Below are 21,416 nucleotides of genomic sequence, written 5' to 3' on the forward strand. Positions count from 1 at the left end.
GAGATGAGCGCTAGTCTCGTGGGCTCGGAGAGGTGTATAAGAGACAGGGGGTGCCGATTTCCACGGTGATGTCGGCTCGGCGGACGCTGCCGTAGACGCAGGCTTGGCCGGTCCAACCGGCGAAGATCAGGCCGTCGCCGGGGCCGAGGTCGAGGCGGCCGGGTGGCCGGACAATGACGTCGGTCAGCCCGGTGGCGGCCAGCGCCTGCTGCACGGACTCCTCGTCGGGCTCGTCCCGGCCACCGGCGGTGAGCAGGTTGAGGCTCTGCGACACCTCGGACGCGCAGGATCGGGCACCGTCAGCCGCCAGCGGGTCGAGGTTGCCGCGCTGCCGGAAGGCCTTGTTGGCCGCCTGCTGGCGCAGGAACTCCTCCTGGCGCAACTGCTCGTCGGTCATCGGACTGCCGGCGTCGGTTACCGGACTGCCGGTGCCGAGCGATCCCGGCACGGCTGGGGAGACAACATCACCGTCCGGCTCGGGCACCGTCGCCGGTGGCATCCTGCTTGCGACAGCGCAGCGGGCCTCGGCCTCGGGTGTCACCAGAGCCGGTGATGCCTCCCGGCCCGGTGGAGCGGTGCCCGGCTCTGCGCAGGCGACCACACTGGACACCAACACCCCGCCCGCGACCGCTCCAACGATCCGTCGCCCCCACCTGACGACCCGATCACCATCAACGCCCCCCACGCCGCCACCCTACCGACCGCACACGCCCTGCGATGTCCCGATCTTGGTGCGAAAACGCCCCTCTGGGGGCACTTTCGTAACAAGATCGGTCTGCATCAGGAGATGCCGGCGAGGAAGGCGATCCAGGAGGTGGCGGGGAAGATCAGCGTGGGACCGGTGCGGTCTTTGCTGTCGCGTACGGCGTACCGCCGGCTGCCGTCGAGGACCGGGCCAGCCTCGACACAGTTGCCGTCGCCGTTGCCGCTGCGGGTGCTGACGTGCCAGGCCACCGGTAGTCCGGTGTGGGTGGATCGGTCGGCGGTCGCCATCGGCTCACTCCAGACGCGCTTCGAGATCGAAGAGGACTCGCTGCACGGCACCGTTGCGCAGCGCCGCCCGGCGTAGCCGATCGTAGCGCTGGTGCAGCGAATCGGCCTTCTCTCCTTCGACCACGACTGTCCCGACGACTGTGGAGATGCAGCCGGCGGGCGGATACGGCCGTCGCATCCGGAAGACGTCGAAGGCGCCGTTTGGGCTCGCGTGGGCGCCCGCCGCGAGTGGCAGGATCATGATCTCGACATTCGGCCAGCCGGCCATCGCGCGAAGGTGGGCGAGCTGGGCGCGCATCACCTCGGGACCGCCGATCATCCGGCGTAGCGCACCCTCGTCGATGATCGCGGAGAGTCGGATCGGCTCGGGCTGGCTCAGGAGTTGCTGGCGATTCATGCGCAGGTCGACGAAGCGAGTGAGCTGCTCGTTGGGGAGGTGGTCGTCAGCAGCCCGGATCACGGCCTCGGCGTATTCCCTGGTCTGGAGCAGGCCGGGGATCACCGAGTCCTGGAAGGAGTCGACCGCGGTGGCGCGGCTCTCCAGCCAGATCCAGTCGATGAGCGATGCGGCAACGTTGGCGGTGAGGCCGTCCCACCAGCCCTTCTGCCAAACGTCCTGCGCCATCGTCTTGAGGTCGTCGCGTCTCTTCGGGTCGTCGATGCCACACACGTCGAGATAGGTGAGCACCTCGGGAACCCGGGCCGGGAGCATGCCGGACTCGATCCGGCTGACGGTGCTGGCGTTGCGGTTGAGGCACTCGCCCACATCTCGGAGGGTGCGACCGGCCCCTTCCCGCATCTCGCGGAGTTGCTGATCGAGCCACTGGGCGCGAAGCGTGAAGGCGTGTTCGTTCGGCATCGCTTCTCCATTCGTCTCCAGAGAGCATGGCGAAGGTGCGCGACGCTGGGATCCTGGTTGCTGCGGCGACCAGGCCGCATGCGCACCTGGTCGGCCGTGCGGTCTATCCGACTGCGCTGGACAAGGCGGCGGCGCTGCTGCACGGACTGATGATGTGGCGGCCCCTGGATCTGTGGAACGCGGGGCTGGCCTGGGCCGCGATGCGGGTCTTCCTGAGCCGATCAGGTCTGACGTTCAGCATGCCGGCCAAGGAGCGGATGGCGTTGACTGATGCGTTGACCAGTGGCGAGGTCAATTCGGTGGAGGAGTTGGCCGTGCGACTGTCGCCGTACCTGGAGATGTCCAGCTGAGGCAAGAGGTTGAGGGCCGGGTCCGTGCGGACCCGGCCCTCGACGATGCTGTTACGTCAGCGTCAGCGCTCGATCTCGCCGGCGATGAACGCCTCGACGGCGGCGTGCGCGTCGTGGTCGGCGTACTGCTCCGGCGGGGACTTCATGAAGTACGACGAGGCCGACAGGATCGGGCCGCCGATCTTCCGGTCCAGGGCGATCTTCGCGGCGCGGACGGCGTCGATGATGACACCTGCCGAGTTCGGCGAGTCCCACACCTCAAGCTTCAGCTCGGCGTTGAGCGGGGTGTCGCCGAACGAGCGGCCCTCCAGGCGGATGTAGGCCCACTTGCGGTCGTCCAGCCACGGCACGTGGTCGGACGGGCCGATGTGCACATCGCTCTTGGCCATCTCGTGCGGCACCTGGGAGGTCACCGACTGGGTCTTCGAGATCTTCTTCGAGACCAGGCGGTTGCGCTCCAGCATGTTCATGAAGTCCATGTTGCCGCCGAAGTTGAGCTGGTACGTGCGCAGCAGCTCGACACCGCGGTCTTCGAAGAGCTTGGCCAGGGCCCGGTGCACGATGGTCGCGCCCACCTGGCTCTTGATGTCGTCACCGACGATCGGCAGACCGGCGTCGGTGAACTTCTGCGCCCACTCGGGGTCGGAGGCGATGAAGACCGGCAGGGCGTTGACGAACGCGCAGCCGGCGTCGATCGCGGCCTGGGCGTAGAACTTGTCGGCCTGCTCGGAGCCGACCGGGAGGTAGGAGACGACGACGTCGACCTGCGCGTCGCGCAGCGCCTGCGCCACGTCGACCGGCTCGGCGCCGGACTCCTCGATGATCTCGCGGTAGTACTGGCCGAGACCGTCGAAGGTCGGGCCGCGCTGCACGGCGACGCCGGTCGGCGGCACGTCGCAGAGCTTGATGGTGTTGTTCTCGCTGGCGACGATCGCCTCCGCGAGGTCCATGCCCACCTTCTTGGCGTCGACATCGAACGCCGCGACGAACTGCACGTCAGAGACGTGGTAGTCGCCGAAGGTGACGTGCATGAGACCCGGGACGCGGTCGTTCGGGTCGGCGTTCCGGTAGTACTCGACGCCCTGCACGAGGGACGAGGCGCAGTTACCCACACCGACGATGGCGACGCGGACGGAGCCCATCGCGTGTGCCTCCTTCTTTTCTGTCACGGCCGCTCTTTCCTGGTCTCTCCAGGCGGAGGCGGGCTGTTGTCTTCTCGTCGGCCACCGGCCGTCCCGTCCTGCGGGACCGTCGGGGCACGGCCGGAGCGCTCGTTGGCGATGAGCTCCTCCAGCCAGCGGACCTCACGCTCACAGGCATCCAGGCCGTGGCGTTGCAGCTCCAGCGTGTACGCGTCGAGGCGCTCGGCCGCCCGGCCCAGCATGTCGCGAAGACCCTCGCGACGTTCCTCGATGGTGCGGCGGCGACCTTCCAGGATCCGCAGTCGGGTCGCCTGGTCGGTTCGGGAAAAGAACGCGAAGTGCACACCGAAACCGGTGTCGCCGTACGTCTCCGGCCCGGTTTGCGCGATGAGCTGCGCGAAGCGTTCCTTGCCCTCCGCGGTGATGGTGTAGACCACCCGACCTCGTCGGCTGGTCAGCGCGGGAACCTCCTCGGCGGTGGCGGGTGTCTCGGCGGCCTCGGTGATCCAGCCCGCCGCCTGGAGGCGACGCAGGGTCGGGTAAAGCGAGCCATAGCTGATGGCGGCGCGGATCGCCCCGAGCTTGGCGGTGAGCTCCTTGCGCAGCTCGTAGCCGTGCATCGAGGCCTCCTGCAACAGGCCAAGGATGGCGAGTTCGAGCACAGCCACCCTTCCTTTACCCTGTGCGTGGAGCGCTAACCGCCACGATGTATCGGACCGATACATCGCACCGTAGCGTCTCACCCTGGCTGGGGCAAACACCCGCTCCGGTGCCTCCTGACCACGGATCGTGACGGTGGTCGCCTCCCCTGACGAGAGCGCGTACCCTTTGCCGCATGCGTACGCAGCGCCAGGTGGTGGACTACTCGCTCCGGAAGCGAGTGGTGCTGCGTGAACTCCTCGCCGGACGCGTAGGCACGTATGACCTGTGCGATGCGTCTCCGTACCTGAAGAACGCAGCCCGCTTCCACGGTGAGCCCACCGACCAGCGGTGTCCGATCTGCCGGAGTGAAAACCTCACGCACGTCCACTACATTTACGGTGACGAACTCAAGCAGTCCGCCGGACAGGCCCGTACGGTGGCCGAGCTGTCCGTGTTGGCGATGACCCTGCGTGAGTTCCAGGTCTTCGTGGTGGAGGTGTGTCTCGGCTGTGACTGGAACCATCTCGTCGAGCAGTACCTGCTCGGGCGGGATGGGCTGACCGGTGGCGTCGATGGCGGGTCGGAACAGGAGGCGGCGAGCGGCGTGGCCGCCGCCGCTGGAGCAGGTGCCCGACGAAGGCGAGAGGCGCAACGGTGAGTCGAGCACGATCGGCCGCCCCCGGCCGTGGGGTAACTGGCCGGGGGGACCGATGGCTCGTACGGGCGAATGGTCCGAATAATTCTTATCTGCACTCGAACGCGGTGGCACCCCCGTGCCCTGTGGACGGGTGTTGCAACTCACGGCAAACCGGTGGCGGCGCACCAGCGCCGCACCGCGACGGCAGGGTGTGAGGAATGAACTCGTACGGTGACCCCAGCTCCTCGCGCGGCCGGGCCCGGATTCCGGGCCAGGACGACGGGCAGGCGGACGACGTGTACCGCAGCCCAGGTGGTGATCCGCGCGCAGTCAACTGGTCGGCCGGGCCGGATGGCACAAGCCCGTCGGCCCGTGCCCCGGTCGGCGGGCGTGCCTCGGTCGGCGGCTCGGCGAGCGTGCCGCCGCGTGGCGGACCCGCCGCCGGTTCGTCCTCGGTCGGTGCCGCGCCGGTGGGCCGGGCCGGTCCGGGCCGCGCCTCGGTGCCGGTTTCCCCGGCGGCGCCCGGTCGGGCCTCGGTGCCGGTCTCTCCCGCCCCGGGTCGATCCGGCCGCGCCTCGGTGCCGGTGAGCCCCGCTCCTGGCCGGGCCTCGGTCGGCGCCGTCGGTGCGGCCTCGGCCGGTCGGGCGAGCGTCGGCGCGGCCTCCGTGCCCGGTGCCCCGGGCCGGGCCGCGGTGGCCCGCGCGAGCGTCGGTGGACCGGGTGGGCCCGGCGGACCGGGTGGACCCGGCGGACCAGGGGGGCCGGTAGGACCGGGTCGCGGCGGACGTAACCCGGAGGCGGCGGCCCGCGCCCGCAAGCGCAAGCGGATGAACATGCTGATCGCCGGCTTCGCGGTCTTCATCATGCTGGCCGGCATCGGCGTGGTCGGGTTCACCTACTACTCGACGAACGTGGTGCTGCCCAAGGAGATCCCGCTGCCGCTCTCCACCACCGTCTACGCCAAGGACGGCAAGACGCTGGTGGCCAAGCTCGGCAACGAGAACCGCATCTTCGTCACCATCGACCAGATCCCGGAGCACGTGCAGAACGCCGTCGCGGCGGCTGAGGACCGCAACTTCTACCGGCACTCGGGCGTCGACTACAAGGGCATTGCCCGGGCCGCCTGGAACAACCTCTCCGGCGGTGACAAGCAGGGTGCCTCGACCATCACCCAGCAGTACGCCCGCAACGCCTACGAGAACCTCCAGGACGACAGCTACGCCCGGAAGGTGAAGGAGGCGATCCTCGCCTCCAAACTGAACGACAACTTCGGCAAAGAACAGATCATGGAGAACTACCTCAACGTGATCTACTTCGGCCGGGGCGCGTACGGCATCGAGGCGGCGGCGCAGACGTACTTCAACACCACCACCAAGAAGCTCACCGTGGCGCAGGGCGCGGTGCTCGCCGCGTTGATCAAGCAGCCTGTCGCCAGCGCCACCCACCAGGGGTTCGACCCGGCGGTCAACCCGGAAGACGCAAAGTCCCGGTGGGACTACGTGATCAACGGCATGGTCGAGGAGGGTTGGCTGGACGCCCCGGGCAAGGAGCCGCGGCCGACCGAGTACCCGAAGGTGCAGAAGATCAAGAAGGACAACGGCTTCGGCGTCGCCTCCCCGCGTGGAAACGTGATCAACTACGTCCGCAAGGAGATGGCCGAGTGGGGCATCTGCACCGAGACGGGTGAGCCCGGCAAGCCCACCTGTGTGGACGAGCTGCGCGAAGGTGGCTACCGGATCACCACCACCATCGACCCGAAGATGCAGAAGGCCCTTGAGGAAGTGGCCCAGGTCGGCACCAAGGGAGCCTTCCTGGCGGATCAGCCGAAGAACCTGATGCCGGCGGTGGTCTCGGTCGAGCCGAAGACCGGCCGGGTGCTCGCCTACTACGGCGGCAACAGCGGCGCGGACTTCGACTACGCCGGCATCAACACCGACTCCAACGGTGACCTCGTCGGCGGCCACTCGCCCGGTTCGACGTTCAAGATCTACACGCTCGCGGCGGCCATCGACGCCGGCATCTCGGTGAAGTCGCACTGGGACGCCACCCCGTTCACCCCCGAGGGCTTCAAGGACCCGATCATCAACGCCGGCCGGGACCTGCGCGGGCAGTGCAACAAGTGGTGTTCCCTGGAAGAGGCGACGATCCAGTCGTTCAACGTGCCGTTCTTCCACATCGCGGATGAGATCGGCACGGACAAGGTGATCGACATGGCCCGGCGGGCCGGCATTCGCACCATGTGGACCCTCGAGCCAGTCAAGGCGTACGACCTGATCAAGAACAAGCCGAAGGATCTCGCGCCGAGCAAGTTCGACCGGGTGGCCGCCTACGGCCAGTACCCGATCACCGTGCTCGACCACGCCAACGGTCTGGCCACCCTCGCCAACGGCGGCAAGTACAACAAGGCGCACTTCGTGCGGGTGGTGGAGAAGCAGAACAAGCAGACCGGCAAGTGGGACAAGGTCAAGGGCACGGGCGAGAAGCTCGATCCCAAGCAGGTGATCCGGGCCGAGGTCGCCGACGAGGTGACCGCCGTGCTCAAGGAGATCCCCGGCAAGAACAACGCCACCCTGGCCAACCGCCAGGCGGCCGGCAAGACCGGCACCTGGCAGCTCGGCGACACCGACAAGAACCAGGACGCCTGGATGGTCGGCTACGACCAGAATGTCGCCACGGCGGTGTGGATCGGCAGCCGCGACACCAAGAAGCGGGCCATCGTCGACCGCAACGGCAGCAACATCGGCGGCGGCAGCCTGCCGGCCCAGCTCTGGAAGCGGTACATGGACGAGGCGCTCAAGGGCTACGATCCGTCCAACCTGCCAAGCGTCACCGGCGTGGGGGACCAGGACGCCGGCAACGGCGTGCCGCCCGCTCCGCCGGCCCCAGAGAACAACGGGTGCGCGCCGACCGACCTGGTCTGCCAGCTCAACAACGGCAACAACGGCGGAAACAACGGCGGCGGCAACGGTCCCGGTAACGGCGGTCCCGGCAACGGTGAACCCGACATCGGCAATCCGATCGACGACAACCCCTTCGGACCGCCGACGAACGACGACGGCGGTGGCGGCGGAGGGCTGCTACCAACGAGAACCACCAACCGGGATTAATCTCCTTCGACGCCGTGGGCGGCCGGACACCTGATCCGGCCGCCCACGGCGTTTTGCGTACGCCGCGGTACATGGAAGAGGCACTGACGGGTTACGAGCCGTCCAACCCCTACCGACGTGACCATCGCTGGATGAGTTTTATCGACAGCTGCGCAACCCGCAGTTGTTTCTGCTGACCTGCAGGCGCATCTACGCCAACCAAGAAGCGACGAAGCGGGGGCCGGCGCAGAGAGCGTGGTGCGGTGGGCGACCGCGCGGCCGCCCACCGTGCCACGTTCAGCCGGAGTAGGAGCGATCAGGCATGGGCGGTCAGGTCGGGTCTGGTCGGCGCGGCCTGGGCAGTACCGGCCGGAACGATGGCGGTAGCCATGGCCATGCCGGTAACCGTTACGGCGCCGAGTAGCCGACGGCGTGACAAAGAACTATCCATCACGGCCTCCGTTCCTTTCCGATCTTTGCTTATGGCGGAGTGCGATCATCCAACACAGGCCGATCACACTGATCACGAAGATCAGGGAGAACACCACGATGGCTGGATTAACCCATGCCGGGACGAGGTCGTAGTTGGGATTGCACTTGTTGCTCAGTGGGAAGACGCGAAAGCGGTCGTCTCGGTTCACTTCCCGGTAAGCGGCATCGAAAGGTTGACGGTGAACGAATCTGCAGGTTTCCTCGCTGTCGAGCCCACCGGATGAAAGTCCCCGAAACCACACGAGCACTGCGAGGAAAAAGGACGCCCAAGTAGCGTGGCCGAACCAGGCTGGCCGCTTCCAGGTGCCAGCGTGCAGCCCTTGGACCAGTCGCCAGACACTGAACGCGGGGACAGTGAGGACGAGCAGAAAGGGAATCAGTGAAGCAACGTACTCCAACGGTCGTCAACGCCCTCTCGGCTGTTGTGCTGCCCGCGTCAGATACTTCGCGTGATTCGTCCGATAGGTGGACATTGATTAGTACGCCCGACAACATGGCGCCAGCCATCGTGATGAGCTGCGTGCGCGCGATGCCGAGCGTAACGTCAGCTGCTGTCAACGCGTTGTGCGCGGCAAACCGACAGTTCTCCACCGTCGTCCAGCGCTGCGGCGGGGGGCGGCGGGCAGGGGGACGACACCAGATAGGCGTCTCTCGTGTGCGTATGCCGGTGCTGTGCGTGTGCGGGTGATCCGCACGGCCTGCTGGGCGTGGGGAACTCGATGCCACTGGGAGTGTATGGACGGTCAACGCCTTGACGGTCCGGGGTTCACGGCGGCCGTGTCCGGTGTCGCGGTGTTGGTGCCCGGCCGGGACCTGTGACCAAGGGCAGTTGCTTGAGCTGGGCGAACAGGGTGGGCTGGTTGCTTCGACCGACACGTACAGGTGCTCGTCGGCAGCGGGGACGGTTCGGGCGTGGGCGTCCTGCGCGTGTAGCGGGTCGGCGACGATCACCATATTCGCCAGGCCGCCCAACCGAGCCTCGACCGTTCGGCTTCTGCCGCGACGATTGATACGGCAGGATGCACGGTCATGAGCACCCAGTCGACGCCCGGCATCGATGGACCGGATGTCCCCGATCACCCGTCCCGGTCCGACGGCTTCGTCCGCGGGCTCTCCGGACTCATCGGTGGCCCGCTCGGCGACCATGCGGTCACCCGTGACCGGCCGATGGCCCACCGGTTCTGGACGGCCGCGCGGATCGTGCTCGCGCTCACCTGCCTGACCCTGGTGCTGCACTGGGTGCAGAAATCACCCTGTCAGGACGGCGCCTGGACAGACAACGAGCAGTACACCCGCTTCTGCTACACCGACGTGCTGGCGCTCTACTACGCCGAGAACCTCAACCACGGCGCAGTGCCCTACCGGGACCACCCCGTCGAATATCCGGTGCTCACCGGCTACTTCATGGGGGCGCTCGGGCTGCCGGTGCATTCGGCCGGTGAGGGCAACCCCGAGATGAACCAGGTCCAGTGGTTCTACAACCTCAACGCGCTCGTGCTCGGTGCGCTGGCGGTGGCCACGGTGGCGGTGCTGCTGGCGCTGCGTCGCCGCCGGCCGTGGGACGCCGCCCTCTTCGCGCTGTCCCCCGCGCTGCTGCTCACCGCGACCGTCAACTGGGACTTCCTCGCCATCGGGCTGGCCGCGTTCGGCCTGCTGGCCTGGGCCCGTACCGCTCGACGCTGGGGAACCCACCCGGAACAGGAATCCCCACCGACGCGGTGGATGCTGATGGCCGCCGTGGCCGGAGTGCTGATCGGGCTCGGTGGCGCGGCCAAGATGTGGCCGCTGTTCCTCTTCGGGCCGATCCTGGTGCTGGCGATCCGCGCCGGCCGGATCTGGGCCGCCGTGCTGCCCATCCTCACCGGCGCGGCGACCGTGGTGCTGGTGAATCTGCCGGTGGCGATCCCCTACCGGGAGAACTGGGGTCGCTTCTTCGACCTGAACACCACCCGCCCGATCGACTGGGGCACCCTCTGGTACATCGGGCGCTACCTGGACGGCAAGTTCGGCGACCCGGCCAGCCAGGGCCCGTTCCAGTGGCTCGACGCCAACATTCCCACCCTCAACTGGGTGTCGTACGCCCTGTTCGGGCTGGCCTGCCTGGGCATCGGCCTGCTCGCGCTGCTCGCGCCGCGCCGGCCCCGGCTCGCCCAACTGGCCTTCCTGGTGGTGGCCGCCTTCCTGATCTTCAGCAAGGTCTGGTCGCAGCAGTTCGTGCTCTGGCTGCTGCCGCTGCTGGTGCTGGCCCGACCCAAGTGGGGGGCGTTCCTCGCCTGGCAGGCGGCCGAGGTCGGCTACTTCATCGCGTTCTACGGCGAGCTGCTCGGCGCGTCGACCGGCACCCCGGTCTTCCCGGAAGGCGTGTTTGTGCTGGCCGCGAGCCTGCGACTGGCCACTGTGGTGGCGCTCTGCGTGCTTGTCGTGCAGGAGATCCTGCACCCGGAACGGGACGCCGTCCGCCGCACCTACGCCGACGACCCGGACGGCGGCGTCCTCGACGGCACCCCCGACGCCCCCTGGCTGGAACGGTGGCGAGCCCGCCGCACGACTCCCATGCCGACCCCCGTCCCCACCACCTGACGCTGGCCGTTGACCTAATTAGCCGCGCAAGTCCAGACGGGCGCCGGCCAAGTCAGGATTTGCGGGAGTCTGCCCGGCGCAGGGATCAAGCCTGACCGCCCGGAGCCGGGCTGGCTCCCGCAAATCCCCCAGCCGGACCAACTCTAGAGACGGAACACGACCACCGTGCCGATCTCCTCGCGGGTGATGCCCAGGTGGTCGACCGGCGCGTCGATGCTGATCTCCCACGGCGTGCCGGTGACCTGGTCGCGCAGCACCAGCACGTTGCGGACGCTGAGGGTACGCAGGTAGTCGATGCTCGTCTGGTCAGGGAAGGACATGGTGACCCGGCGTACCTCGTCCAACTGGCGCGGGGTGAAGCCACTGCCCCCGTTGACGATCTGCTGGAATCGCGTGGTGGACCAGAGCATCACCGGCTGGTCGTGGTTCTGCCCGCTGGGCAGCACCAGCAACGGGCCGTCGACCGTACGCATGGCGGCCGGTTGCGGTGGCACCACCGGGTGTGGCGTGGTGTTGGTCCCCTCGGCGATCACCAGCAGCAGCGGCACCAGGGTGGCCAGGCGCAGCCACGGGTTCGGCCAGGCGGGAACCCGCGTCGCGGAGATCTCCCGGACCCGTTCGGCGAACGCACCCACCGCACCGGCCGCGAGCAGCCCGAGCAACAGGAGAGCCCAGAGCATGAGCCGGCTGGGCGTACGGATGCCGGACCAGCCGGGCAGATACTCGAAGAGCGGCACGTAGGTGAAGCGACCGCCGAAGAACTCGGTGCCCATCGACAGCGTCATCGCCACCAGCACCCCGGCGAACAACAGCAGGCGGTGCCGGAGCTTCCAGATCGAGAAGAACAGGCCGCCGAGGGCCAGCGCGTAGAGCACGAAGCCCGGCAAGAGGGTCATCTCCGGATGCCACGGCAGGATCGATCGCGCGCCCTCGTGCAGTCCACCCCAGACACGGGACTCCGCCGGGGCGGTGACGAAACCGCTGATCGGGGGTGAGAAGACGGCGATGTCGTCGATGCTGCGTTCCGCGTGCGGGTGCAGATGGGCCACGGTGAAGTAGGGGATGGACAGCAGCACGCCGACCCCGGCGAAGATCAGCCCGCCGATCACGTCGGCGGCGAACAGGCGCTGGCCGAAGGGCCGCTTGACCCGCCGGAAGATCCGCTTCGAATACCAGACGACGACGCTCACCAACACCGTGCCGGCGAGGACGTACGCGAACGGCAGACCGATGCCGAAGCCGAGACTCAACTGCCAGGCCGCCACCAGCCAGCCGGCGTAGACCCAGCCCACGCGTCGGCGCTCGGGTCGATAGCCGTGCCGCAACGACCAACCGTGCCCCCGGGCGAGCATGGCCAACGCCAGCGGAATGCCTCCGTTGGAGATGACGTGCAGGTGACCGGCCTGGGACAGCAGCCACGGCGCGTAGGCGTAGCTGACTCCGGCCACCGCCGACCCGATCCGGCCCGCCCCGAGCTGCCGAGCCAGCACGTACGCGCCGAAGGTGGCGAGCGCGTGCGCCAACACGAACATGATGTTGTAGCGAACGAGGGCTGCCTCCGGCCCGGTGCCGATCATCCCCGCCGGCGCGTAGCCGAGCAGGGTGTCGGAGAAGGCGAAGCTCCACCGCTCGGGGTAGAACGCGTTCCCGTGCCACAACTGGGCGGGGTCGGTCAGCAAGATGTGCCCGGACCAGGCCATCTGCCACGCCTGGAGGCTCGGATCCCAGTAGTCGTGTGGCAGTGTGTGTTGCGGGTAGCGCAGCGTCGGCCAGGTCATCAGCACGGCCAGCGCGAGCGAGCCGAGGGCGGCCAGAGTCCATTCATGGATCAGGAACCGACCGACCCTGCGACCCAGCCGCCCGTACCAGGTCGGCACCGGCGCGGGAGCGGGGCCGAAAGCGGCCCACGGGTCCTTGTCGGCCTCCTCCGCCGACGCCTTCTCCTTCTCCTTGCCCTTGTCCTTCTTATCGGGATTACCCTTGTCGGCCTTGTCCCCATCCGCAGCCGCCGCCGTGACGGCCTTGTCCCCATCCGCCGTGGCCGTGTTTCCCTCCGCGGTGGCCGGCGTGGCCTGCTGGCCAGCCTCGTTGGGGGCGTCCTTCGCGGCGGCCCCGTCCGTGGTGGCGGCGTTCGCTGAGGGCCCGTCCGTGGTGGCGGCGGCCTTGTCCGTTCCGGTGGCGCCCGGGGCGGCGTGGGCGTCGCCGGTCTGGTCAGCGCCGGCGGCGTCCTTGGCGGTGGTGGGCGGCGTGCTTGAGGTGTCTCGGCTGCCGCCGCCGATCGTGCCCGGGTCGGGTTTGTCGGAGGAGGACTGGTGCGTCGTCATCGTGCCGGCGTCTCCCCAGCGAGCTGCCCGCGCAGGAAAGCGATGTCGTGGCTCTGGCCTTCGGTGCCGCCGGGGGTCTCCACGATGACCGGGGCTCCCGCCGCCCGGATCACCGACACCACGAGTTCCGGGTCGATGGTCCCGCCGTGCAGGTTGTCGTGGCGGTCACGGCCCGACCCGAACGTGTCCTTGGAGTTGTTGGCGTGAATCAGGTCGATCCGTCCGGTGATCGCCTTCACCCGGTCGACCAGACCGAGGAGTTCCTCGCCACCGGCGTGGGCGTGGCAGGTGTCGAGACAGAAGCCGACCTGGTGGTCACCGATGGCGTCCCAGAGCCGGGCGAGCGCATCCAACCGTCGTGCGCAGGCGTTCTCGCCACCAGCGGTGTTCTCGATCAGCACCGGTAGCCCGAAACCGCCCGCCTCCTCGGCGTACGCCAGGGCCTTGCGCCAGTTGTCGAAGCCGGTGGCGGGGTCGTCGCCGGAACTGACGTGCCCGCCGTGCACCACAAGCCCCTTGGCGCCGATCGCCGCAGCCGCCTTCGCATGGGCGAGCAGCAGTTTCCGGCTGGGGATCCGGATGCGGTTGTTTCCGGTGGCAACGTTCACCACGTACGGCGCGTGTACATACACGTCCACGGCGGCGTCACGCAGACGCTCCGCGTCCACACGCGGTTGCGGCGCCTTCCAACCCTGCGGGTCGGAGAGGAAGAACTGCACGGCATCGGCCGCGCGGGCGGTTGCCTCCGCGAGCGGGTCCGTGGGATCGACGTGGGCTCCGATACGCATGCAGGGGAGCCTACGTCGCGTGGGCGACAGCCGGGACGATGCCATGGTGCTCGGTCGCGTCACCGGGAACGACGTGAGTCGTTGATGTCTATAGATCCGATAGTCAGGGCAGATCCGGTGTTCTGCTGATTAGCCCCGCCCGGGACGTCAGGGCCAGGCCAGTCGAGAAAATTGTCGGTATTTTCTGGGATTTGCCCCATCAAGCTCCTGCTTCCGCGATAACGTCAGGTAACAACGTGATAAAGCTCCGCGGGGCGTCTCCAGTCCAACCTCATCGGTGTGGTCGTTCCTCCCCAGGTCCCACCCAAGGAATGCGGACGAGGCGCCCCGCGGTCACCTGACCGGGGGTCCGGGTCGACAGCGACGTCGACCCGGACCCCCGGTTCGCTGCGTCAGTCACCTCGCTGCTGGTGATCGTCCGGGCCGGGTATCCTGGTCCGGTTGTCCGCTCCCGGGGCCGGGTCCTCCGGATCGGGGCGGGCCACGACGCACGACCTCCTGCCACGGAAGGACCGTGGCCGCTTAGCCCACAGGAGGTGAGCACGTCTTGCGTCATTACGAGATCATGGTGATCCTCGACCCCAGCCTCGAGGAGCGCACCGTCGCCCCGTCGCTCGACACGTACCTGAACGTGATCCGGACCGCGGGTGGCTCGGTGGAGAAGACCGACGTGTGGGGCCGCCGGCGCCTCGCGTACGAGATCAACAAAAAGGCCGAGGGCATCTACGCCGTGGTCGACCTCCAGGCGACGCCGGAGGCCGTGGCCGAGCTGGACCGTCAGCTCCGCCTCAACGAGTCCGTGCTGCGCACCAAGGTCATCCGGCCGGAGATGCGCTAGCAATCCACCCCGGCCCCACCGGAACAGCCTCATCACTGCTGTCGGAGGGTTCTGAGAACCTGTACGGCGGAACGGATGAGCGCGCGAGGAGTTGGTCATGGCAGGAGACACCACCATCACGGTCATCGGCAACCTGACCGATGACCCCGAGTTGCGGTTCACCCCCTCGGGGGCGGCCGTCGCCAAGTTCCGGGTCGCTTCGACGCCTCGGTACATGGACCGGCAGTCCAACGAGTGGAAGGACGGCGAGCCTCTGTTCCTCGCGTGCACCGTCTGGCGTCAGGCCGCGGAGCACGTGGCGGAGTCGTTGCAGCGCGGTGCCCGCGTGATCGTGTCGGGCCGGCTGCGCCAGCGGTCCTACGAGACTCGCGAGGGTGAGAAGCGCACCGTCATCGAGCTGGAGGTCGACGAGATCGGCCCGTCGCTGCGCTACGCCACGGCGAAGGTGCAGAAGATGTCCCGCTCCGGCGGTAGCGGCGGCGGCTTCGGCGGCGGCGGCAACAGCGGCGGCGGTGGTGGTGGCCAGGGCGGCGGCGGAGGAAACTTCGACGACCCCTGGGCTTCGGCCGCACCAGCCCCTGCCCGTTCGGGTGGCGGCAACTTCGACGAGGAGCCTCCGTTCTAATGGCGCCGAGCGCCCGTGATCGTAAACCAGGAGCAAGAGCAATGGCGAAGGCTGCGGCACTGCGCAAGCCGAAGAAGAAGGTGAACCCGCTCGACAAGGACGGGATCACCTATATCGATTACAAGGACACCGCGCTGCTGCGCAAGTTCATCTCCGACCGCGGCAAGATCCGTGCTCGGCGGGTGACCGGCGTTACCTCGCAGCAGCAGCGGCAGATCGCCCGTGCGGTCAAGAACGCCCGTGAGATGGCGCTCCTGCCGTACACCGCGACGGCCCGCTGAGAGGAGGCGCCGCCATGAAGATCATCCTGACTCAGGAGGTGTCCGGACTCGGCACCCCCGGCGACATCGTCGAGGTCAAGAACGGCTACGGCCGTAACTACCTGCTTCCGCAGGGCTTCGCGATCGCCTGGACCAAGGGCGCGGAAAAGCAGGTCACGCTCATCAAGCGGGCCCGCTCGGCCCGTGAGATCCGCGACCTCGACCACGCCAACGAGGTGAAGGGCCAGATCGAGGGCCTCAAGGTGAACCTGAAGGCCCGCGCCGGCGACGGCGGGCGGCTCTTCGGCTCGGTCACCTCGGCCGAGATCGTCGACGCCGTCAAGGCCGCCGGCGGTCCGAGCCTGGACCGCCGCCGGCTGGAGGTGGGCGGCCAGATCAAGTCGGTCGGGTCGCACCCGGTGCGGATCAAGCTGCACCCCGAGGTGACCGCCACCTTCAACCTGAACGTCGTACGGGGCTGACCCCGCCGACTTCACCTGACCGGGCCCGCACCGTCCATCGGTGCGGGCCCGCTCATGTCCGGCCCGCATCAGCCGATGGGCTGACCGGTCACCGCACTGATCATCACCGTCGACAACCCGCCGCCGACCACCGCGGCGGCCAGCGCGATCGTCGTCGACTTCCACGTCGTACCCACCCTCCGCAGCAGCATCGCGACCACCAGGCTGCTGGCCAACGCCAACCCGAAGCGCGGCATCCCGGCCACCATCGCGCCGAACGCCCGGGCCCGCTGTGAATCGCAGCCACCGCCGCTGATGTCGGTCACACAACCCGTCGGCGGCGTACCGTCCAACGTCAACAGCCAAACAAAGATCACCACCGCCGGCAGCAGGTAACACCCCGCCGTGTAAAGCAGCGGCAGCCACGGACCCCCCGGATCCGGATCGAGCAGGTCATCCTCCAGCCGCCGGTTCCAGCTACCGCCGACCGCCTCGATACCCCGGCGTACGGCCGCCATGCCGATCGGCCGAGCGGGAGCCGCCGGAGACGCACGACGCCGCGGCGACGCGCGCGGCCGAGGCGCGGTGTAACCCACCACCGGAGACCGCGGTGCCGACGCACTCGCGTCCACCCAACGAGGATCATCCCCGGCCAACCGGGTCCCCGGCCAGAAACCATCCGCTGCCGGCTCCGGCTCGGCCGGTTCCGCCCACGACCACTGACCCGCACCCGACGTGGCACTCGAACGCGGCGACTCCGTACGCTCCCGTCGGTCCCCATCCGAGTAACCGTCCCACCGGGAAGAGTCCCGCTGCCGATCCCGCCGGTCCGCCTCGGTGTGACGGTCCCACTGACCTGTGGTGTCGGGCTGAAGCCACTGAGCCGTCTGGTCCGGCTCGGCCCACTGCTCCGCATCGGCCGCCTGCAACCACTGACTCGTGCTGTCGGCATCCCACGGATCGGACGCCTCGTCGCGCCGGTCCGCACCAGCCGGCTGCTCCCACACATGCAGGCCGGAGGCGTCCCACGGATCCACCGCCGGCCGGCTCTCCGGCCCCCGCCCCGAGGATTCCGATCCCCGCTCCCAGGGCTCCGCCGCACGCTCCCACGGATCCGCCGCCGGCTCCACGACCGGCTCCGCCGCCCGTCGCCGACGCCGCGTAGGCGCCTCGGCGGCCGGCTCCGAACCGGCCGACTGCTTCCCCTCATCCTCCAGACCCGACCAGGTCACCTGCCGCTGGCGCGACTGCGCCCGACGAGGACGGCTCCGCGGCGCCACCCCGGAAACCGGATCGTCCTCCTCGGCACGACGGCTGCCGACGTACCCCTCTTCCTGCGGACGGTCGAAAGTCCACTCCCGCGTGTGGTCGGAAACCGGCTCGGCGGCGGCGTCGCGCCAACTCGACTCGGCCAACCGGCGGCTGCGGGTGGGCTCCGGGTCAGCGGCCCGCCGGCCACGACCCGTCCCCTCGTCGGCGGCCCGCCGACCCCCGACGGCATCGGTCGAACGCCAACTGCCGGCGTAACGCGGCCGCACCTCGTCATCGTCGTCATCCGGCGCGGCATGCCGACCGCCGCCGTCGACGCTGCGTACGCCCGACTCCAGCGCCCAACGCGGCAGGTACGACTCCTCCGGCTCCTCCTGGCCACGCTCGATGGCGCGGCGGCGGCTCGGGGTGCGGTAACGCTCCACGGCGGAGTCGTACTGCTCGTCCGGGGAAGGCTCGACGGGATCGGCCCACGAAGCGGCCGACCGACGCTCGCGCGGGCCATCATCACCGCGTCCCCAGTCCCGGTAACTCACGGCCGGAGCGTGACCCTTCTCAACCGAACGTGCAATCCGCTGTCCAGGTGTAGCCGTAGGGCACCGATCCTACGGGACGATCAGGACAAAGCCCTACCCGAAAGTTACATCCACAGCCTGGGGATAGTACCTGCCCAGGTCAGCGACGTGTGAAGCGGAATTCCCCACCCGTTATCCACACCCTGTGCACAGCCTGCACACACCCTTACCCCCCTGCATCCACAGGTTGTCCCGAGGCTCGTCCACCGCCGTGGTTGAGCGGCTGACCTCGGGTTCCGTATGGTTAGCCCCCGACCGGTCGCCCGATGACCCCCGATCGAAGCGGACGGTCGACGTTGTCGCAGCCGGGCGATAAGCCTGGAGCCGATCCGACGCAGTAGAGGGGGGCCCGGTGTCGGTCACCGACGACATGCGGACGGAGTCGTTTCCTGGCGGTGGACCGCCGTCCGGCTCGCCGCCCCGCGACGGCCAGTACGACAAGACGCCACCCCAGGACGTCGCCGCCGAGCAGTGCGTGCTGGGGGGCATGCTGCTGTCCAAGGACGCGATCGCCGACGTCGTCGAGATCCTCAAGACCAACGACTTCTACCGCCCGGTGCACGCCACCATCTTCGACACCATCCTGGAGATCTACGGCCGAGGTGAACCGGCCGACGCGATCACCGTCGCGGCCGCCCTGGCGGACTCCGGAGACCTGGCCCGGATCGGTGGCGCGCCCTACCTGCACACGCTGATCGCCAGCGTGCCGACCGCCGCGAACGCGGCCTACTACGCGCGCATCGTCAGCGAGCGGGCGGTGCTGCGGCGGCTGGTCGAGGCCGGCACCAGGATCGTCCAACTCGGCTACGGGACCTCAGGCGGCGGCAGCCGCGACGTCGACGACATCGTCGACCTGGCCCAGCAGGCCGTCTACGACGTCACCGAACGCCGGGTCAGCGAGGACTTCGCCATCCTCGCCGACATGCTGCAACCGACCCTCGACGAGATCGAGGCGGTCGGCGCCCAGGGCGGTGTGATGACCGGCGTGCCCACCGGCTTCACCGACCTGGACCGCCTGCTCAACGGCCTGCACGCCGGCCAACTGGTGATCGTTGCTGGCCGACCTGGTTTGGGCAAGGCACTTGCCCTCGACACTCCGCTACCGACCCCGGACGGCTGGACCTCCATGGGTGAGGTCAAGGTAGGCGACCAGCTGATCGGTGCTGATGGCAATCCGACCACAGTCACGCACGCCTTCGAGGTACGTGTCGATCGCCCCTGCTACGAGGTCGAGTTTTCCGACGGCTCCACCATCGTCGCGGATGCCGAGCACTTGTGGGCGACAACCACCCGGGCCACGCGGCGACAGCGAAACGAGCTACGGCCGAGTCATCAGTGGGACGCGCACGCGCGCTACGCCGCCACCGCGGCACACCTGACTGTCACCTCGTCTCCGGATCGACCGATGACATATTCGGAGGCGGTGAAGATCGCCGGGCCCGAGTTCCGGAACGTCCTGCTCGTCGTGGAGCACTCGCGAGTCGTCACCACGGAAGACATCGCCAGGACTTTGCGGCACCAAGCGGATGGTCGCGCGAACCACGCAGTGGACAACGCTCGCCCGCTGTCTCTCCCAGAGCGACGTGATTTGCCCATTCCTCCGTACACCCTGGGTGTCTGGTTGGGTGACGGGCACGCTGCCGGTGCTCGCTTCACCTCTGCGGATCCTGAAATTGTTCAGCACATAACCGACGATGGCTTCCTGGTGACCCCTGGCTCCGCCGCCTACTCTTACGGGATCGAGCTGCCGCCGCTGGAACCACTTGAAGAGCGTGCGTGCATCGTCTGCGGTATCACCTTCGCCCCTCGCGGCAATGCCGTTGTGACTTGTGGCAGATCATGTGGTGGTCGGTCGAGAGGCTCCGTAGAGGCCGAAGACCGCGGTGGTTGCGAGGCGTGTGGAGTGACCCTGGCGTCCAGTTGGGGTGCTGCCCGCCGCTGCGCGCCCTGCCGGCGACTGCACGGTTCCTTCACGGGACGTTTGCGGGCCGCTGGTGTCCTGAACAACAAGCACATACCTCAGCCCTATCTGCGGGCCTCCGAAGATCAGCGTCGGGCGCTCCTGGCCGGGCTGCTCGACACGGACGGCACCGCCGCTCCGGCCGGGCATGTTCAGTACACCACGACGTCCGAGCGACTGGCCGAGGACGTGTACGAACTCGTCGTCAGCCTGGGGTACCGCTGCTCCGTCAACCGTAAGACGGTCAAGGGGCGGCGGCCCGAAAGCTCGACCGCGTACACACTGAACTTCTCGACCACGGACGAGGTGTTCAGGCTGAGCCGGAAGCGGATGTCTCACGCACAGCGCCGGAGCAAGGTCGGTCGTGCGGGCGTCCGCTCGCGCTACATCGTCGATGTGCGCCCGGTGGCGAGTGTGCCGGTGCGTTGTGTCACGGTCGACAATCCGGATCACCTGTATCTGGCGGGCCGAGCCATGATTCCCACCCACAACAGTACGGCGAGCATGGACTTCGCCAGAAATGCGGCTATTCGGGCGAATCAGGCTGCGGCCATCTTCTCGCTGGAAATGAGCAAGGTCGAGATCGTCATGCGGCTGCTCTCGGCCGAGGCTCGGGTGCCCCTGCACGTGCTACGCAGCGGGCAGCTCTCCGACGACGACTGGACGAAGCTCGCCCGCTGCATGGGCGAGATCAGCGAAGCGCCGCTCTTCGTCGACGACACGCCGAGCATGAACCTGATGGAGATCCGGGCCAAGGCCCGCCGGCTCAAGCAACGCCACGACCTCAAGCTGATCGTCGTCGACTACCTCCAGCTGATGACCTCCCCGAAGCGCACCGAGAGCCGGCAGCAGGAGGTCGCCGACCTGTCCCGGGGCCTCAAGCTGTTGGCCAAGGAGGTCGAGTGCCCGGTCATCGCGGTCAGCCAGCTGAACCGTGGCCCCGAGCAGCGCACCGACAAGCGGCCTCAATTGTCCGACTTGCGGGAAAGCGGATCAATCGAGCAAGATGCCGATGTTGTCATACTTTTGCATCGCGACGACTACTACGACAAGGAGTCGCCGCGGGCCGGCGAGGCGGATTTCATTGTTGCCAAGCACCGAAATGGTCCGACCGACACGGTGACCGTGGCAGCCCAGCTGCACCTGTCGCGATTCGTGGACATGGCGATCGTCTGACCCGCGCGGGCCAGACTCAGCCGAGCGCCGGGAAGCGATCAGCCAGTAGGCCGAGTTGCTGCCGTTCCGGTTCGGCGCGGGCGCGGCGGTGAAGGTGGGACCGGGCCGGCCGGTGTGGGCGGCCCGATCGCCGGGGATGTCAGCCGAGGGGAAGCGGCCGGGAGCAGTGGCCGTCCGGGCTCAGCCGAACATGTCGTCCAGGAAGCTCTTGCGCTTCTTGCGCCGGTAGTGGCCGTGGTAGCCGTAGTGCTGCTGCTGCGCGTGCCCGTACGCCGGGGCTGGCGCCGGGTAGCCGTGCGCTGGGGGCGGCGGTGGCGGCACGGTGCCGTAGCCCGGCTGGTGCGGTGCGGGTGCGGGTG

General features: G+C 68.4%; 17 protein-coding genes and 1 pseudogene. 9 read left to right on the forward strand and 9 right to left on the reverse strand.

Going from position 1 to position 21,416, the window contains the following annotated elements; genetic code table 11:
* Positions 1-10: 10 nt before the first annotated feature.
* The 3 genes from C1I93_RS14815 to C1I93_RS14825 form a co-directional block, all read right to left on the reverse strand.
* Complete coding sequence (locus C1I93_RS14815; protein ID WP_146603504.1) at positions 11-499, reverse strand: hypothetical protein; 489 nt, start codon at positions 497-499, stop codon at positions 11-13.
* A 281-nt stretch (positions 500-780) separates the two neighbouring features.
* Positions 781-993, reverse strand: coding sequence for a DUF397 domain-containing protein (locus C1I93_RS14820; RefSeq protein ID WP_111243872.1), 213 nt, complete (start codon positions 991-993; stop codon positions 781-783).
* A 4-nt stretch (positions 994-997) separates the two neighbouring features.
* Positions 998-1,852 carry a helix-turn-helix domain-containing protein gene (locus C1I93_RS14825; RefSeq protein WP_223256634.1) on the reverse strand — a complete coding sequence of 285 codons (855 nt, stop codon included), beginning with the start codon at positions 1,850-1,852 and terminating at the stop codon, positions 998-1,000.
* 35 nt (positions 1,853-1,887) lie between these two features.
* Here C1I93_RS14825 and C1I93_RS14830 point away from each other — a divergent pair, with 35 nt between their 5' ends.
* Entirely contained in the window at positions 1,888-2,202 is a 315-nt protein-coding gene (locus C1I93_RS14830) for a type II toxin-antitoxin system death-on-curing family toxin (RefSeq protein ID WP_146603505.1), read from the forward strand.
* A 62-nt stretch (positions 2,203-2,264) separates the two neighbouring features.
* On the opposite strand, the gene C1I93_RS14835 is transcribed toward C1I93_RS14830, so the two are convergent.
* Both C1I93_RS14835 and C1I93_RS14840 read right to left on the reverse strand, forming a co-directional pair.
* Entirely contained in the window at positions 2,265-3,344 is a 1,080-nt protein-coding gene (locus C1I93_RS14835) for an inositol-3-phosphate synthase (protein ID WP_111243874.1), read from the reverse strand.
* Between the two features lie 23 nt (positions 3,345-3,367).
* A complete protein-coding gene (locus tag C1I93_RS14840) occupies positions 3,368-4,006 on the reverse strand; it encodes a PadR family transcriptional regulator (protein ID WP_111243883.1) in 639 nt (212 codons plus the stop codon).
* A gap of 173 nt (positions 4,007-4,179) precedes the next feature.
* Between C1I93_RS14840 and C1I93_RS14845 the strand changes: the two genes are divergently transcribed.
* From C1I93_RS14845 to C1I93_RS14865, 3 genes are all read left to right on the forward strand, one after another.
* The gene (locus C1I93_RS14845; RefSeq protein ID WP_111243875.1) at positions 4,180-4,644 is read left to right on the forward strand and encodes a DUF5318 domain-containing protein; all 465 of its coding nucleotides are present in this window, start codon (positions 4,180-4,182) and stop codon (positions 4,642-4,644) included.
* A gap of 197 nt (positions 4,645-4,841) precedes the next feature.
* Positions 4,842-7,730 (forward strand): transglycosylase domain-containing protein, encoded by a 2,889-nt coding sequence (locus tag C1I93_RS14850; RefSeq protein ID WP_111243876.1) that lies wholly within the window; start codon positions 4,842-4,844, stop codon positions 7,728-7,730.
* Positions 7,731-9,230: 1,500 nt separating this feature from the next.
* On the forward strand, positions 9,231-10,781 hold the full coding sequence (locus tag C1I93_RS14865) for a glycosyltransferase family 87 protein (RefSeq protein ID WP_111243877.1): 1,551 nt from the start codon (positions 9,231-9,233) through the stop codon (positions 10,779-10,781).
* Between the two features lie 143 nt (positions 10,782-10,924).
* Here C1I93_RS14865 and C1I93_RS14870 read toward each other — a convergent pair whose 3' ends face one another.
* Both C1I93_RS14870 and C1I93_RS14875 read right to left on the reverse strand, forming a co-directional pair.
* Positions 10,925-13,105 carry a hypothetical protein gene (locus C1I93_RS14870; protein ID WP_212808690.1) on the reverse strand — a complete coding sequence of 727 codons (2,181 nt, stop codon included), beginning with the start codon at positions 13,103-13,105 and terminating at the stop codon, positions 10,925-10,927.
* The gene (locus C1I93_RS14875; protein WP_111243878.1) at positions 13,102-13,893 is read right to left on the reverse strand and encodes a deoxyribonuclease IV; all 792 of its coding nucleotides are present in this window, start codon (positions 13,891-13,893) and stop codon (positions 13,102-13,104) included. The genes C1I93_RS14870 and C1I93_RS14875 overlap by 4 nt, the downstream gene beginning before the upstream one ends.
* Positions 13,894-14,440: 547 nt before the next feature.
* Between C1I93_RS14875 and rpsF the strand changes: the two genes are divergently transcribed.
* The 4 genes from rpsF to rplI all read left to right on the forward strand — a co-directional run bounded on the left by rpsF (position 14,441) and on the right by rplI (position 16,098).
* Positions 14,441-14,731, forward strand: a complete 291-nt coding sequence (gene rpsF, locus C1I93_RS14880) for a 30S ribosomal protein S6 (protein ID WP_013736576.1) — start codon at positions 14,441-14,443, stop codon at positions 14,729-14,731.
* A 97-nt stretch (positions 14,732-14,828) separates the two neighbouring features.
* Complete coding sequence (locus C1I93_RS14885; protein WP_111243879.1) at positions 14,829-15,356, forward strand: single-stranded DNA-binding protein; 528 nt, start codon at positions 14,829-14,831, stop codon at positions 15,354-15,356.
* Between the two features lie 41 nt (positions 15,357-15,397).
* Positions 15,398-15,637: a 30S ribosomal protein S18 gene (gene rpsR / locus C1I93_RS14890; RefSeq protein ID WP_007073789.1), complete on the forward strand. Its 240-nt coding sequence runs from the start codon at positions 15,398-15,400 to the stop codon at positions 15,635-15,637.
* A gap of 14 nt (positions 15,638-15,651) precedes the next feature.
* Positions 15,652-16,098, forward strand: a complete 447-nt coding sequence (gene rplI, locus C1I93_RS14895; RefSeq protein ID WP_111243880.1) for a 50S ribosomal protein L9 — start codon at positions 15,652-15,654, stop codon at positions 16,096-16,098.
* A gap of 68 nt (positions 16,099-16,166) precedes the next feature.
* Here rplI and C1I93_RS14900 read toward each other — a convergent pair whose 3' ends face one another.
* The gene (locus C1I93_RS14900) at positions 16,167-17,882 is read right to left on the reverse strand and encodes a hypothetical protein (protein ID WP_111243881.1); all 1,716 of its coding nucleotides are present in this window, start codon (positions 17,880-17,882) and stop codon (positions 16,167-16,169) included.
* Between the two features lie 409 nt (positions 17,883-18,291).
* Here C1I93_RS14900 and dnaB point away from each other — a divergent pair, with 409 nt between their 5' ends.
* The gene (dnaB, locus tag C1I93_RS14905; protein ID WP_111243885.1) at positions 18,292-21,057 is read left to right on the forward strand and encodes a replicative DNA helicase; all 2,766 of its coding nucleotides are present in this window, start codon (positions 18,292-18,294) and stop codon (positions 21,055-21,057) included.
* A gap of 180 nt (positions 21,058-21,237) precedes the next feature.
* Here the strand turns inward: dnaB and C1I93_RS33265 are convergent.
* Positions 21,238-21,416 (reverse strand): annotated as a pseudogene (locus C1I93_RS33265) (zf-TFIIB domain-containing protein); the annotation flags it as partial.

Source organism: Micromonospora endophytica, assembly GCF_003236305.1.
In the GTDB taxonomy this organism is placed as follows: domain Bacteria; phylum Actinomycetota; class Actinomycetes; order Mycobacteriales; family Micromonosporaceae; genus Micromonospora; species Micromonospora endophytica.

What these genes read in the sequence shown, in the direction of transcription:
- C1I93_RS14815 (WP_146603504.1), bottom strand. Translation starts at nt 499, where the DNA reads ATGCCACCGGCGACGGTGCCCGAGCCGGACGGTGATGTTGTCTCCCCA.
- C1I93_RS14865 (WP_111243877.1), top strand. Translation starts at nt 9,231, where the DNA reads ATGAGCACCCAGTCGACGCCCGGCATCGATGGACCGGATGTCCCCGAT.
- rpsR (WP_007073789.1), top strand. Translation starts at nt 15,398, where the DNA reads ATGGCGAAGGCTGCGGCACTGCGCAAGCCGAAGAAGAAGGTGAACCCG.
- C1I93_RS14845 (WP_111243875.1), top strand. Translation starts at nt 4,180, where the DNA reads ATGCGTACGCAGCGCCAGGTGGTGGACTACTCGCTCCGGAAGCGAGTG.
- C1I93_RS14835 (WP_111243874.1), bottom strand. Translation starts at nt 3,344, where the DNA reads ATGGGCTCCGTCCGCGTCGCCATCGTCGGTGTGGGTAACTGCGCCTCG.
- rplI (WP_111243880.1), top strand. Translation starts at nt 15,652, where the DNA reads ATGAAGATCATCCTGACTCAGGAGGTGTCCGGACTCGGCACCCCCGGC.
- C1I93_RS14850 (WP_111243876.1), top strand. Translation starts at nt 4,842, where the DNA reads ATGAACTCGTACGGTGACCCCAGCTCCTCGCGCGGCCGGGCCCGGATT.
- C1I93_RS14875 (WP_111243878.1), bottom strand. Translation starts at nt 13,893, where the DNA reads ATGCGTATCGGAGCCCACGTCGATCCCACGGACCCGCTCGCGGAGGCA.
- C1I93_RS14885 (WP_111243879.1), top strand. Translation starts at nt 14,829, where the DNA reads ATGGCAGGAGACACCACCATCACGGTCATCGGCAACCTGACCGATGAC.
- dnaB (WP_111243885.1), top strand. Translation starts at nt 18,292, where the DNA reads ATGCGGACGGAGTCGTTTCCTGGCGGTGGACCGCCGTCCGGCTCGCCG.
- C1I93_RS14870 (WP_212808690.1), bottom strand. Translation starts at nt 13,105, where the DNA reads ATGACGACGCACCAGTCCTCCTCCGACAAACCCGACCCGGGCACGATC.
- C1I93_RS14825 (WP_223256634.1), bottom strand. Translation starts at nt 1,852, where the DNA reads ATGCCGAACGAACACGCCTTCACGCTTCGCGCCCAGTGGCTCGATCAG.
- C1I93_RS14820 (WP_111243872.1), bottom strand. Translation starts at nt 993, where the DNA reads ATGGCGACCGCCGACCGATCCACCCACACCGGACTACCGGTGGCCTGG.